The sequence below is a fragment of the Klebsiella oxytoca NBRC 105695 genome (assembly GCF_001598695.1).
GTDB lineage: Bacteria > Pseudomonadota > Gammaproteobacteria > Enterobacterales > Enterobacteriaceae > Klebsiella > Klebsiella oxytoca.
Genome location: NZ_BCZK01000015.1, coordinates 1 through 12,956, shown reverse-complemented (window position 1 = coordinate 12,956; position 12,956 = coordinate 1). Strand labels below are relative to the sequence as shown.

At 56.5% G+C, this 12,956-nt stretch carries 13 protein-coding genes; 1 reads left to right on the top strand and 12 read right to left on the bottom strand.

Annotation, left to right across the window (positions count from 1 at the left end; translation table 11 throughout):
• Window position 1 precedes the first annotated feature (1 nt).
• The 11 genes from KO1_RS21735 to cysG all read right to left on the bottom strand — a co-directional run bounded on the left by KO1_RS21735 (window position 2) and on the right by cysG (window position 8,822).
• The gene (locus KO1_RS21735) at window positions 2-628 is read right to left on the bottom strand and encodes a protein-L-isoaspartate(D-aspartate) O-methyltransferase (protein ID WP_004104966.1); all 627 of its coding nucleotides are present in this window, start codon (window positions 626-628) and stop codon (window positions 2-4) included.
• Window positions 622-1,383, bottom strand: a complete 762-nt coding sequence (gene surE, locus KO1_RS21730; RefSeq protein ID WP_004114878.1) for a 5'/3'-nucleotidase SurE — start codon at window positions 1,381-1,383, stop codon at window positions 622-624. The genes KO1_RS21735 and surE overlap by 7 nt, the downstream gene beginning before the upstream one ends.
• Entirely contained in the window at window positions 1,364-2,413 is a 1,050-nt protein-coding gene (gene truD, locus KO1_RS21725) for a tRNA pseudouridine(13) synthase TruD (protein ID WP_047720723.1), read from the bottom strand. The genes surE and truD overlap by 20 nt, the downstream gene beginning before the upstream one ends.
• Complete coding sequence (ispF, locus tag KO1_RS21720; RefSeq protein ID WP_004104972.1) at window positions 2,410-2,889, bottom strand: 2-C-methyl-D-erythritol 2,4-cyclodiphosphate synthase; 480 nt, start codon at window positions 2,887-2,889, stop codon at window positions 2,410-2,412. The genes truD and ispF overlap by 4 nt, the downstream gene beginning before the upstream one ends.
• Window positions 2,889-3,599: a 2-C-methyl-D-erythritol 4-phosphate cytidylyltransferase gene (ispD, locus tag KO1_RS21715; RefSeq protein WP_032728994.1), complete on the bottom strand. Its 711-nt coding sequence runs from the start codon at window positions 3,597-3,599 to the stop codon at window positions 2,889-2,891. The genes ispF and ispD overlap by 1 nt, the downstream gene beginning before the upstream one ends.
• A gap of 19 nt (window positions 3,600-3,618) precedes the next feature.
• Complete coding sequence (gene ftsB / locus KO1_RS21710) at window positions 3,619-3,936, bottom strand: cell division protein FtsB (protein WP_004104977.1); 318 nt, start codon at window positions 3,934-3,936, stop codon at window positions 3,619-3,621.
• A gap of 139 nt (window positions 3,937-4,075) precedes the next feature.
• A complete protein-coding gene (locus tag KO1_RS21705) occupies window positions 4,076-4,402 on the bottom strand; it encodes a DUF3561 family protein (protein ID WP_004104978.1) in 327 nt (108 codons plus the stop codon).
• A gap of 53 nt (window positions 4,403-4,455) precedes the next feature.
• Window positions 4,456-5,061, bottom strand: a complete 606-nt coding sequence (gene cysC / locus KO1_RS21700) for an adenylyl-sulfate kinase (RefSeq protein ID WP_004104979.1) — start codon at window positions 5,059-5,061, stop codon at window positions 4,456-4,458.
• Window positions 5,061-6,488: a sulfate adenylyltransferase subunit CysN gene (gene cysN / locus KO1_RS21695; RefSeq protein ID WP_047720722.1), complete on the bottom strand. Its 1,428-nt coding sequence runs from the start codon at window positions 6,486-6,488 to the stop codon at window positions 5,061-5,063. The genes cysC and cysN overlap by 1 nt, the downstream gene beginning before the upstream one ends.
• A gap of 9 nt (window positions 6,489-6,497) precedes the next feature.
• Complete coding sequence (cysD, locus tag KO1_RS21690) at window positions 6,498-7,406, bottom strand: sulfate adenylyltransferase subunit CysD (protein ID WP_004104981.1); 909 nt, start codon at window positions 7,404-7,406, stop codon at window positions 6,498-6,500.
• A 9-nt stretch (window positions 7,407-7,415) separates the two neighbouring features.
• On the bottom strand, window positions 7,416-8,822 hold the full coding sequence (gene cysG / locus KO1_RS21685; protein ID WP_163525304.1) for a siroheme synthase CysG: 1,407 nt from the start codon (window positions 8,820-8,822) through the stop codon (window positions 7,416-7,418).
• A gap of 247 nt (window positions 8,823-9,069) precedes the next feature.
• Between cysG and KO1_RS21680 the strand changes: the two genes are divergently transcribed.
• Window positions 9,070-10,125 carry an aminopeptidase gene (locus KO1_RS21680; RefSeq protein WP_032745843.1) on the top strand — a complete coding sequence of 352 codons (1,056 nt, stop codon included), beginning with the start codon at window positions 9,070-9,072 and terminating at the stop codon, window positions 10,123-10,125.
• A gap of 186 nt (window positions 10,126-10,311) precedes the next feature.
• Here KO1_RS21680 and KO1_RS21675 read toward each other — a convergent pair whose 3' ends face one another.
• Window positions 10,312-12,906, bottom strand: a complete 2,595-nt coding sequence (locus KO1_RS21675; RefSeq protein ID WP_004104986.1) for a T6SS phospholipase effector Tle1-like catalytic domain-containing protein — start codon at window positions 12,904-12,906, stop codon at window positions 10,312-10,314.
• Window positions 12,907-12,956 lie beyond the last annotated feature (50 nt).

Genomic DNA, 12,956 nt, shown 5'->3' with positions numbered 1-12,956 from the left:
TTCAGGCCAGCTCCCCTTTAACGAGGGGAACAAAGCGCACGGCCTCGACGGTGTCAATGACAAACTCATTGCCGCGTCGACGGATGCGCTTTAAAAACTGGTGCTCTTCGCCTACCGGCAGCACCAGCACGCCGCCATCGTCTAATTGCGCCAGCAGTGCGGCCGGGATTTCCGGCGGCGCTGCGGTCACAATAATCGCGTCAAACGGCGCGCGTGCCTGCCAACCCTGCCATCCATCACCGTGACGGGTTGAAACATTATGTAAATCAAGTTGTTTCAGACGACGGCGCGCGTGCCACTGCAGGCTCTTAATACGCTCGACCGAGCAAACGTGGTGCACGAGGTGCGCCAGAATTGCCGTCTGATAACCAGAGCCGGTGCCGATTTCCAGCACCCTTGACTCCGGCGTAAGCGTCAGAAGCTCGGTCATCCTCGCCACCATATAGGGCTGCGAAATAGTTTGCCCCTGGCCAATCGGCAATGCCGTGTTTTCCCACGCCTTATGTTCAAAGGCTTCATCAACAAACTTTTCTCGCGGCACCTGCGCGATAGCGTCCAGCACGCGCTCGTCGACAATGCCCTGAGTGCGAAGCTGATTGAGAAGACTTTCAACACGTTTGCTTACCATTGTGTATCAACCCCAACGCGATCGAGCCAGCCGCTAACCACCTCATGCGCGCTGTGGGCGGTTAAATCGACATGGAGCGGCGTGACCGAGACATAGCCTTCATCCACCGCGGCAAAGTCGGTATCCGGACCGGCGTCGTACTTTTCCCCCGGAGGACCGATCCAGTACAGCGTATTGCCGCGCGGATCTTTCTGCGGAATGACCTGATCGGAAGGATGGCGGCTGCCGCAGCGGGTAACGCGAATACCTTTTATCTGATCAAGCGGAAGATCCGGCACGTTGATATTGAGAATGCGCCCGGTACGCAGCGGTTCGCGGCTTAATGCCCGGAGAATCGAGCTGGTGACCGCAGCGGCGGTCTCATAGTGTTGGTAGCCGTTTAGCGAAACGGCCAGCGCCGGAAAGCCCAGATGACGGCCTTCCATGGCGGCGGCAACGGTGCCGGAATAGATGACGTCGTCGCCAAGGTTGGGCCCGGCGTTAATGCCGGAGACCACAATATCCGGACGCGGCCGCATCAGGGCGTTGACGCCGAGGTAGACACAGTCCGTCGGCGTGCCCATTTGCACGGCGATATCGCCGTTGTCGAAAGTGAAAGTGCGTAGCGAAGACTCCAGCGTCAGGGAATTCGACGCCCCGCTGCGGTTACGATCGGGTGCAACTATCTGAACCTCAGCGAATTCCCGTAAGGCCTTCGCCAGGGTCTGAATGCCCGGCGCGTGGATCCCGTCATCGTTACTCAGCAATATTCGCATAGTCACCCGTTGTATTGATAAGCTCCCTTACTACGCTGGTGGCGAAGCTGCCTGCGGGCAGCCAGAAACGCAGTTCAACGGTAACGTCATCCCACCAGTTCCAGCTCATCTGCTGGGGATAAAGCAGCATCGCCCGGCGTGCGGCCTCTACTTTTTCACGCACCAGCAGCGTCTGTAGCTGCGTCTCTTCAACGACGGCCGCCTGTTCGGCGGCCAGCGCGTCCCGCTGGCTGCCCCAGTCGCCGCTACCTACAAGCGCAGCGGTAATCATCAGTTCGCGATTATTTACCCGCGCCTGGAGCTCCGTCAGTTCTTCAGAGGTCGCAACGAACCAGCTTCCGCGCCCCGCTAATTGTAGCGCATCGCCATCAACAACCTGATTAAATTCCGGTTTTTTTAATCTAATACCAACCTGTTGATTAAACAATGCGCTGCGGGCCGCCGACAAACAAAAACTGCGTTTATTGCGATCGCGCACCGGCGCGCCGCTCTCGGCCCAGCGCAGCGCCCCCAGCAGGTTACTGCCGCCGATACCGAAGCGCTGGGCGCCAAAATAGTTGGGTACGCCATGCTCAGCAATCGCCTGTAAACGCGTTTCGACATCGTCGCGATCGCTGATTTCGCGCAGCACCAGCGTAAACTGGTTCCCCTTCAGCGCCCCGAGGCGCAGCTTGCGCTTATGGCGCGCGTACTCCAGTACCTGACAGCCTTCAAGCTGGAATTTGCTCAGGTCGGGCATCTCTTTGCCCGGCACTCGGGCGCACAGCCACTGTTCAGTCACCGCATGTTTGTCTTTCTGCCCGGCAAAGCTCACTTCGCGCGCATGAATTTTAAGGAATTTGGCCAACGCGTCAGCGACAAAACGGGTATTGCAGCCGTTTTTCAGAATACGCACCAGCACATGTTCGCCTTCGCCATCGGGCGCAAAGCCGAGATCCTCAACCACCACAAAGTCTTCCGGATTGGCTTTTAGCAGCCCCTGGCTCAGCGGTTTTCCATGCAGATAAGTGAGTTCGTCAAAAGCGATCATTTCTCAGCCTTACGCAGCAGCGCCACCGCTTCACAGGCGATGCCTTCGCCACGGCCGGTAAAGCCCAGCTTTTCAGTGGTGGTGGCTTTGACGTTAACATCGTCCATATGGCAGCCGAGGTCTTCAGCAATAAAGATGCGCATCTGGGGAATATGCGGCAGCATTTTCGGCGCCTGGGCGATGATGGTGACGTCAACGTTGCCAAGGGTAAAGCCTTTTGCCTGGATGCGCCGCCACGCTTCGCGCAGCAGTTCGCGGCTATCGGCCCCCTTAAAGGCCGGGTCGGTATCCGGGAACAGCTTGCCGATGTCGCCCAGCGCCGCCGCGCCCAACAGCGCATCGGTCAGCGCGTGCAGCGCGACGTCGCCGTCGGAATGCGCCAGCAGCCCTTTTTCATAAGGTACGCGCACGCCGCCGATGATGATGGGGCCTTCACCGCCAAAAGCGTGTACGTCAAAACCGTGTCCAATTCGCATTAAGCCTTCTCCTGGTGTCGGGAACGGGTAAGGTAAAATTCGGCCAGCGCCAGGTCTTCCGGGCGCGTCACTTTAATATTATCAGCTCGTCCGGCGACCAGCTCAGGATGAAAGCCGCAGTACTCCAGCGCCGAGGCTTCATCGGTGATGGTCGCCCCTTCATTAAGCGCCCGCGTCAGGCAATCAACAAGCAGTTCGCGAGGGAAAAATTGTGGCGTCAGCGCATGCCATAAATCGTTGCGTTCGACGGTATGGGCAATAGCCGCCCTGCCCGGCTCCGCGCGTTTCATGGTATCGCGAACCGGGGCGGCCAGAATGCCGCCCGTTCGGCTGGTCTCACAGAGTTGAAGCAGGCGGCTGAGATCGTCCTGGTGCAGGCAGGGGCGCGCAGCATCGTGTACCAGCACCCAATCGGCCTCGCTAAGAGCCTTCAGGCCCGCAAGGACGGAGTCCGCACGTTCTGTACCGCCATCAACAACGGTGATCTGAGGATGATTCGCCAACGGCAGCTGGCTAAAGCGCTCGTCTCCCGGGCTGACGGCAATCACCACCCGCTGTATACGCGCGTTTGCCAACAGCGCGGCGACCGCGTGTTCGAGAATCGTTTTGTTACCGATAGAGAGATATTGTTTCGGGCATTCCGTTTGCATGCGGCGGCCAAAACCGGCTGCCGGCACCACGGCGCAAACGCCCGGAAAAGTGGCTGCCATGTTGTAATCCTGGGCCTGTTTATCGATTATTCTGCTGTTGCCCCGCGGCCTGGTTGCGTTTCGACGCATCCGGCACCAGACGATAAAACGTTTCGCCCGGGCGGGTCATACTGAGTTCATTGCGCGCGCGCTCTTCGATAGCTTCCTGGCCGCCGTTGAGATCGTCAATTTCGGCGAACAGCTGATCGTTGCGTGCTTTTAATTTAGCGTTAGTTGCCTGCTGCGCGGAGACATCGTCATTAACCCGGCTATAGTCATGCAGACCATTTTTGCCGAACCACAGCGAGTACTGTAGCCAGACCAGCAAAGCCAATAACAGCAGCGTTAGTTTACCCATCCTGCCCCCTGAAAAACGGCATCATCATCCCATAACTCGCCCGAGTTCTCTACTCTGGCGCGCGGACGACGCCGCGTAACGCGGGGACTGTACCACATTTTTACCGTTGATACCCAGGCCAGATTCATTCGTGAAAAGACTACCCCAGTAGCCAGAGGAACAGCAGACCGAACATCAGCCCGACGGTCAGAATCGTCGCGCAGACGCTGTACTGAAGTTTGCCGTCCAGCAGCGAATGCAGCGCAATGCCAACCACAACGGCAACCGGCATCAGCGCCAGGAAGAACGGCCAGGTGTAGAGGAGAAAAAATAGCGTGTTACTGCCATAGATCAGGAAGGGAATACCCAGCGCCAGCAGCCATGAAATAAAGCCCACGGCCGCCCCCGACAGAGACCACGTGGTCTCGTCGCTGGCGGCCGGCGGCGGTTCTGAACGAATAATACTGAGGTTCTGGGTATTGCGCATATCGAATCCTGTTGACCTGGCGACCGGCATCATTCGCTGATACCGCCGCCGTTTCAGGATCTGATAATATCGCTCTGTCGTAGCAGGTCTAATAGTTGGTGCACCAAATTTGTTACCAATTGTTCACCGTCGAGGTGAATTTCTGCCCTCTCCGGGGATTCATACACTGAATCGATCCCGGTAAAGTTGCGCAATTCCCCGGCCCGCGCCTTCTTGTACAGGCCCTTCGGATCCCGCGCTTCGCAGATCGCTAACGGCGTATCGACAAATACTTCGATAAAGCGCCCTTCCCCTATACGTTCGCGCACCATTTGTCGCTCTGCGCGATGCGGAGATATAAACGCCGTCAATACAACCAGCCCGGCATCGACCATCAGCTTCGCCACTTCCCCCACGCGGCGAATGTTTTCTTTGCGGTCGTCGTCGCTGAAGCCAAGATCGCTGCACAGGCCGTGACGCACATTATCGCCATCCAGTAACCAGGTGCTCACGCCGAGCCGATGCAGCTCCTCTTCCAGCGCGCCGGCAATGGTTGATTTTCCCGAACCGGAAAGTCCCGTAAACCAGACCACTGCGCCTTTATGCCCATGCAGCGCTTCTCGATCTTTACGTGTTACCTTATGGTCATGCCAGACGACGTTTTCGTCATGTCGGGCCATTACTTGCCTCCCAGCAGGTCGCGAGCGTCCCAGTGCGGGAAGTGCTTGCGAATAAGCTGGTTCAGCTCAAGCTCAAACGCGCTGCACTGTGAAGCGCTCGCCTGAACCCGTTCATGGGGTTCATGAACCATACCTGCGCCAACGGTGACGTTGGTCAAACGGTCGATAAAGATCAGGCCCCCGGTAACCGGGTTATCCTGGTATTTATCCAGCACCAGCGGCTCGTCAAAAGTGAGATCGATCAGCCCGATGCCGTTCAGGGGCAGCGTTTCCACTTCGCGCTGGGTCAGGTTGTTGATATCCACCTGGTAGCGAACGCTATCAACGCGGGCGCGAGTTTTCTTACCGGCGATTTTAATGTCGTAGCTTTGGCCCGGGGTCAGCGCCTGCTCCGCCATCCATACAACATCAATGCTGGCGCTTTGTACTGCGGGCAGAGAAACTGCCGCATCGACCAGCAGATCGCCACGGCTGATATCAATTTCATCCTTCAGCACGAGGGTGATCGCTTCCCCGGCCGCCGCTTCTGGCAGATCGCCGTCGAAGGTGACGATGCGCGCAACGGTGGATTCCACTCCGGACGGGAGCACCTTAAGACGCTGCCCTACCCTCACGCTACCGGAGGCCACCGTCCCGGAAAATCCGCGGAAGTCGAGGTTCGGGCGGTTAACGTACTGTACCGGGAAGCGCAGCGGCTGGCTTTCCACCACGCGCTGAATCTCAACGGTTTCCAGCACTTCCAGCAGCGTCGGACCGCTGTACCACGGCATTTTCTCACTCTGGCTGGCGACGTTGTCCCCTTCCAGGGCAGAAAGCGGAACAAAGCGAATGTCGAGATCGCCAGGCAGCTGCTCCGCAAAGGTCAGATACGCTTCGCGGATGGTGTTGAAAGTCTCTTCGCTAAACTCGACGAGATCCATTTTGTTCACCGCCACCACCAGGTGTTTGATCCCCAGCAGTGTCGAAATAAAGCTGTGACGACGGGTTTGATCGAGCACGCCTTTGCGGGCGTCGATCAGCAGGATCGCCAGTTCGCAGGTTGATGCACCGGTCGCCATATTACGGGTGTACTGCTCGTGCCCCGGCGTATCGGCGATAATAAACTTGCGCTTCTCGGTAGAGAAATAGCGATAGGCGACGTCGATGGTGATGCCCTGCTCGCGCTCGGCCTGCAGGCCATCCACCAGCAGCGCCAGATCCAATTTTTCGCCCTGCGTACCGTGACGTTTGCTGTCATTATGCAGAGATGAGAGCTGATCTTCGTAAATCTGTCGGGTATCGTGCAGCAATCGACCAATCAGCGTGCTTTTACCGTCATCAACGCTGCCGCAGGTCAGAAAGCGCAGCAGGCTTTTGTGCTGCTGGGCGTGCAGATAGGCTTCTACGCCGCCTTCATCAGCAATTTGTTGTGCAATCGTAGTGTTCATGGCGGCTCCTTAGAAATAACCCTGACGTTTCTTCAGCTCCATGGAGCCTGCCTGGTCGCGGTCAATCACGCGCCCCTGTCGTTCGCTGGTGGTCGACACCAGCATCTCTTCGATGATCTCCGGCAGCGTTTGCGCATTGGACTCCACCGCGCCGGTCAGCGGCCAGCAGCCAAGGGTACGGAAGCGCACCATCTGTTTTTTGATCATCTCGCCGGGCTGCAGATTAATGCGATCGTCATCGATCATCATCAGCATCCCGTCGCGCTCCAGCACCGGACGCTCTGCCGCCAGGTACAGCGGAACAATTTCAATATTTTCCAGATAGATGTACTGCCAGATATCCAGCTCGGTCCAGTTGGAGAGCGGGAACACGCGGATGCTTTCACCTTTGTTAATCTGGCCGTTATAGTTGTGCCACAGTTCCGGGCGCTGGTTTTTTGGGTCCCAGCGATGGAAGCGGTCGCGGAAGGAGTAAATACGCTCCTTGGCGCGAGATTTCTCTTCATCGCGACGCGCGCCGCCGAACGCGGCATCGAAGCCGTATTTGTTCAGCGCCTGCTTAAGGCCTTCGGTTTTCATGATATCGGTATGTTTGGCGCTGCCGTGAACGAACGGGTTAATCCCCATCGCCACCCCTTCCGGATTTTTATGCACCAGCAGTTCGCAGCCGTAGGCTTTAGCGGTACGGTCGCGGAACTCATACATTTCGCGGAATTTCCAGCCGGTATCAACGTGCAGCAGCGGGAACGGCAGAGTTCCTGGATAAAACGCTTTACGCGCCAGATGCAGCATTACGCTGGAGTCTTTACCGATGGAGTACATCATCACCGGGTTAGAGAATTCGGCGGCCACCTCACGAATAATATGGATGCTTTCCGCCTCCAGTTGCCGCAGGTGAGTAAGTCGTTTTTGGTCCATAACCGTTCCTTAAGCCAGATTTACTACAGAAGCCTTAAAGGCGTCTGAGGATGAGGTGTGTTGAAACCAGGCAAGCTGATGATGTAATCGCACCACTTCGCCCACTACCAGCAGCGCGGGCATCGGGGCATCTTTCGCCAGGTTTTCGAGTTGTTGTAATGTGCCGGTCCGGGTTTGCTGATCAGCGCGAGTACCCCGCGAGATCACCGCCACCGGGGTGTCGCCCGCGCGACCGTTAGCGATCAGCTGAGCGCTGATTTCCGCCGCTTTCAGGCTGCCCATATAAATCGCCAGGGTCTGGCCGCTTTGCGCCAGCCGAGTCCAGTTGAGCGGGGAGTTTTCCGCACCGAAGTGCCCGGTAATAAAAGTTGCGCTTTGCGCGTAATCGCGGTGGGTCAGCGGGATCCCGGCATAAGCCGTGGCGCCAGCCGCTGCCGTCACGCCCGGGACAACCTGAAACGGAATACCGGCTTCAGCCGCAGCCTGCAGCTCTTCGCCGCCGCGCCCGAAAATAAACGGGTCGCCGCCTTTCAGGCGAATCACCGTATTGCCCGCTTTCGCCGCCTCTACCAGCATGCGGTTAATGTCCTGCTGCGGTACGGAGACGCCGACGGCGCTTTTGCCCACGCAGATTGTCTCCGCGTCGCGACGCACCAGCTCGCGGACTTCCGGCGTGACCAGATTGTCGTAAAACACCACATCCGCCTGCTGGATAGCCTGCAGGCCGCGCAGGGTCAGCAGTCCGGCATCGCCAGGCCCCGCGCCGACGAGGATAATTTCACCGAGCCGCTTTTCCGGCTGTCGGAGCTCATCTTCCAGCGCCTTTTCCGCTTCGGCTTTATTGCCCGCCAGCATCAGGCTGGCAAAGCGGCCGGTAAACACGCGTTCCCAAAAACGACGGCGTTCGGCAGTGGTTTTCAGATGGGTTTTAATATGATGACGCCAGTAGCTCGCCGTTTCGGCCAGCCGCCCCAGGTTGGTGGGCAGCAGCGCTTCGATTTTTTCGCGCAAAATTCGCGACAGCACCGGCGCTTTGCCGCTGGAAGAGATAGCCACCAGCAGCGGAGAACGATCGACGATTGACGGGAAAACAAACGAGCACAGCGCCTGATTATCAACCACGTTGACCAGCCGGTAGCGCGCGTTGGCCGCGGCATAAACGCGCAGGTTCAGCGCGTCATCTTCGGTAGCGGCAATCACCAGGAATACGTTATCAAGCTGCTGCTCTTCAAATTCGGTGGCCCGCCACTGAATTTCCTGACGCTCAACCTTGCCGGCAAGTTCCGGAATTAGCGCGTCGGCGACAATCTGTACCTTCGCTTCAGCACGCAGCAGAAAGGTGATCTTGCGCGCGGCAATCTCGCCGCCGCCGATCACCAGTACGGGTCTCTCTTTCACTTCGGCAAATATCGGCAAGTATTCCACTGCGCAACAACTCTCTTACAATCAGCAATAGAGCGACTATAGGGTGCGGTTTAGAGCAAATGAAATTACGAAATGGAATGAGTTGTGACTCAAAAGAATAACGGCCTGGAAAAGCTAATATCAAAAAGTGCTTAACACGCGGTTTTTCCACCATTTAAGAGCGATTGAAATTGTTTAACCCCGATCACAGTTTCATACTACGCGGGTGAAATTGTTTTAAGTGCTAAAGGACCCCCCTATGTTTTCCGCATTGTGCCGTCGCCTGCTTCCCCTGGCGTTGAGCGCAGGTTTTGTCTTCACCGCCGCCCCGGCAATAAGCGCTCTGGGCGACACCACCAATGCTCAGGCTCGTCACATCGCTACCTTTTTTCCCGGAAGAATGACCGGTTCGCCCGCCGAGATGCTGTCGGCTGATTATTTGCGTCAGCAGTTCACGCAAATGGGCTACGAGAGCGATATTCGCAGTTTTAATACCCGATACATTTACACCAACAACGATAATCGCAAAAACTGGCAAAACGTCACCGGCAGCACGGTTATCGCCGCGCATGAGGGGAAAGATCGCCAGCAAATCATCATCATGGCCCATCTAGATACCTACGCGCCGCAGACCGATGCCGACATAGAAAATAACCTCGGCGGCCTGACGCTGCAGGGCATCGATGATAACGCCCTCGGTCTGGGGGTCATGCTGGAACTTGCTGAGCAGTTAAAGAATATCCCTACGCGTTATGGTATTCGCTTCGTCGCCACCAGCGGTGAAGAAGAGGGTCGTCTGGGTGCGCAGAATATGCTTAAGCGTATGAGCGACGCGGAGAAGAAAAATACCCTATTGGTCATTAACCTCGATAATCTGGTGGTGGGCGATAAGCTCTATTTTAATAGCGGCCGCAGCACGCCATCCTCGGTGCGCAAGCTCACCCGCGACCGGGCGCTGGCTATCGCTCGTAGTAAAGGTATTAGCGCCGCCAGCAATCCTGGCCTGAATCCTGACTATCCAAAAGGGACCGGCTGCTGTAATGATGCCAGCGTATTTGACGAAGCCGGGATCCCGGTATTAACCGTCGAAGCCACCAACTGGTCTCTGGGACGCAAAGATGGCTACCAGCAGCGCGCCAAATCTCGTTCGTTCCCGGACGGTACCAGCTGGCACAACGTTCAGCTGGATAACCAGCAGTATATTGATAAAGCCCTGCCGGGCCGTATTGCTCAGCGCAGCCGCGATGTGATGAGGGTTATGCTGCCGCTGGTGAAAGAGCTGGCGAAGGCGGAGAAGAGACCCGCCTCAAAATAGACTAACGATAAAATGCGGCAACAAGGACTGTCGCCATGATGCTTTAATACCGTTGTTCCTGCTACTGGCTGTCAGCATGCGCTCCATCGCCGACAGCCAGGTCTATATCTGGGGAGCTGAAAAAACGCTGCCCCGAACCTGTTCAGATAACAAATACGCCACCACTGACCTCTCACCTCTGTCAAATTACACCTGAGGTGAATGGAGTATTTCGGAGTCCCATAAGGCGTTGAGCGCATTTGCGATGCGCTCGCGCCTGGCCGTTTCCGTTGCCTGCTGGCGCTGTTTAACCAGGGGTTTAAGCTGCGCGATAAACTCATGCGTGGGCGCTGGCAGACTGCTTTCGTCAACGGGAATTTCTTGCCCGGTATCACGGTTAAAGACCTTTACACCGTAGGTTGGCACATGAGCAAAAATGGCCTTATCCTGCAGCGCCTCGCTAATACCTGACATCGTTTGCCCATCAAAGCGCAGCTGGACGGCCTTGCTCCACTTATCGCCAAAATAGATCATTCTGGATAAAAAGTAGCTGCCAAAAGGCTCTCTGACGCCGCTTTCCGAGTGCATAAACCAGGCCCGGGAATCATGGATATAGTTATCATACAGAGTGATCAGCCCGCTGATTTTATCGTTCTGCTCTCGTTTCAACAGGCACGGCTCAATATGCTGACGGAATCTGTACTCGCCCGCCTGCTTAAATCGCAGATATTCATAGGCTTCATTCTGATGGGTATAAAAGTAGGCCGCCTGGGCGAGCAGTGGATCCAGTATCTGTAGATTTGCCGCCGTCGTGCTTATCTCCCATGAAAAGCCGGTTTCGGCACTTGCGGCAATAGTGCAGGTGGCCGAATCGATCGCCCCCTGCGCTTTCTGCTTCATCGCCGGTTTAAACAGCGCCTGGGGGCGAGCTTTACGCATGTAGTCCGCCGCAAACTCGGTGGCGGCTTCCCAAAGCTGACCGCGGGCGTTGTTGGCATCGAACAACGGTTGCCCAACAAGCTCCGGGCCAGGGAACCAATTTTCATCGCCCCTGTGTCTGGACGCCTCTTTATTACGCGCCTGCGCTATCGCCTCAGCTTTGCATTGCAAAAGCGACCACTCACGGGCAAGGGCGCGCTGCGCCTGTTGGCTGAACCCTGCCGCATACGGCTGGGCGGTAATCTCCGGGTGCTGGGCCGCATGCTGGAAGAAGGGCTGCGACGTGAGATTTATTGGCGATGTCCTGGGTGAAGCAAAACGTGCGATACGCCAGCCGGTCATCCAGATCATTTCCGCTTCCAGCATCTCTTCCAGACAGACTGACTCAAAACGAAACGGCGCGTAGATAGCATCGTCAGACAGCGGATCCTCCTGCTGATTGTCAAGGGAGAGGGTCGATCGCCAGTTGTTAAAGGTGTCTACCAGTCCGGGATAAAAATCAAATTCCCCAACTGAAGCAAAACTCATTTCCCGAAAGATATACATTTGCCTGAAATCCGGGTGCAACAGGGCAAAAACATCAGGATGAAACGACAGCGGCGCCCCGGCATCCATCGCGGCAGCATACATATCATGCAGAGTAATTTGCGATAACAGATCGCCCGCACCGCCCCGGCCCTTGCCCTGATCCCCACAGGGGTATCCCCCGCCAACGTCGGAGTGCATACCGGGGTAGACCACTTCCTGAGTCTGGGATAAATAGCTGCCAGCGGCGGTACGGATGGAGTCCAGCGAAAATGCCTGACGCTGCTCGTGAGCAGCCACCAGATGATAGCAGCGCTTGATTAACCCTGACTGCGTCAGCGGCTGCGTCTGCTCCGCCCAGCCGTTGTGACCGGTAAAGCCCGGAACCACATTGGCAATTCCCACTGCCGGCACGGTATCAAAGAGGCCTAAAAATTCCACCGAAACCTTCACGCCGAGCAGCGTTCCTGCCGGGAAACCGAGTAGTCCTTCGGCCAGCGCTTCATCCAGCCAGCTGACAAAAGCGCGGGCTTCTGCCGCGCCGCGGGAAAAACCGTACACAAACAGCTTTATCGCTGCCGTCTTGCACTGCGCGCGCACGAATTTTTCCTGCACCAGCCTTAAGAGTTGTTCAAACATACGCAGCCGCATCCGCATCTGACCAGGCATTGTCTTCCGCGAGTCCAGATAGGCCTGGTTTACTTTTTCACGGTTGTAAGACATCGCCGCGCTGCCAGCGAATAACCCCAGTTCCACAGCCGCCGAAGTGCTGGAGCTGTTCATCGCCTGAACCGCCCTTTTCATTATGCCGTTGCCGAGGAAATTTTTTGTCACGGTATGGTTCAGGGCATTACAAAGCTGCACCATCCCCCAGTTGATACGGTCCTCGCCGCCGACAGCAAACTGCAGTCCCGACGAATAATAGTCATAGGTACCAATCTGCGGAAAAGGCGTACCAACGCCGGGAATATAGAAGGCGTAAAATCCACGCTCATTTGCCATGAGATCATCAGGCGCGCAGGCACGGTATAGTTTTGCCACGTTCGACGGGTGCGGCGGCATGCAGGCGGTATCTTTTAGCGCATTATTATTGGTACCGTCAAAAAACAGGCTGATATGCAGGCTCTTACAGCAGGGGCTGCTTTTTTGCCGGCGGGACTCCTGGCGAAATAATGCCTCCTCCCTGTCGATTTTGATTATATTGGCGTTGACCTGCCGCTGGCTTAAAAGCAACCGGCCCTCTTTCGGAAAAGCGGGAGGAACCCAGCACGGATCGCCCGTAGTGGTAAGCTGATGATTGCCAAAATGTTTCTTAAAAGATTCGGTTATTGGGGACATTGGGCAGGCTCCGACTGACGGTAGGGATCTTTTATCGGGTGATCAGGATG

Coding starts and splice junctions, on each gene's coding strand:
- ftsB (WP_004104977.1), bottom strand. CDS start 3,936: ATGGGTAAACTAACGCTGCTGTTATTGGCTTTGCTGGTCTGGCTACAG.
- ispF (WP_004104972.1), bottom strand. CDS start 2,889: ATGCGAATTGGACACGGTTTTGACGTACACGCTTTTGGCGGTGAAGGC.
- KO1_RS21705 (WP_004104978.1), bottom strand. CDS start 4,402: ATGCGCAATACCCAGAACCTCAGTATTATTCGTTCAGAACCGCCGCCG.
- KO1_RS21675 (WP_004104986.1), bottom strand. CDS start 12,906: ATGTCCCCAATAACCGAATCTTTTAAGAAACATTTTGGCAATCATCAG.
- surE (WP_004114878.1), bottom strand. CDS start 1,383: ATGCGAATATTGCTGAGTAACGATGACGGGATCCACGCGCCGGGCATT.
- cysC (WP_004104979.1), bottom strand. CDS start 5,061: ATGGCCCGACATGACGAAAACGTCGTCTGGCATGACCATAAGGTAACA.
- ispD (WP_032728994.1), bottom strand. CDS start 3,599: ATGGCAGCCACTTTTCCGGGCGTTTGCGCCGTGGTGCCGGCAGCCGGT.
- KO1_RS21680 (WP_032745843.1), top strand. CDS start 9,070: ATGTTTTCCGCATTGTGCCGTCGCCTGCTTCCCCTGGCGTTGAGCGCA.
- KO1_RS21735 (WP_004104966.1), bottom strand. CDS start 628: ATGGTAAGCAAACGTGTTGAAAGTCTTCTCAATCAGCTTCGCACTCAG.
- truD (WP_047720723.1), bottom strand. CDS start 2,413: ATGATCGCTTTTGACGAACTCACTTATCTGCATGGAAAACCGCTGAGC.
- cysN (WP_047720722.1), bottom strand. CDS start 6,488: ATGAACACTACGATTGCACAACAAATTGCTGATGAAGGCGGCGTAGAA.
- cysD (WP_004104981.1), bottom strand. CDS start 7,406: ATGGACCAAAAACGACTTACTCACCTGCGGCAACTGGAGGCGGAAAGC.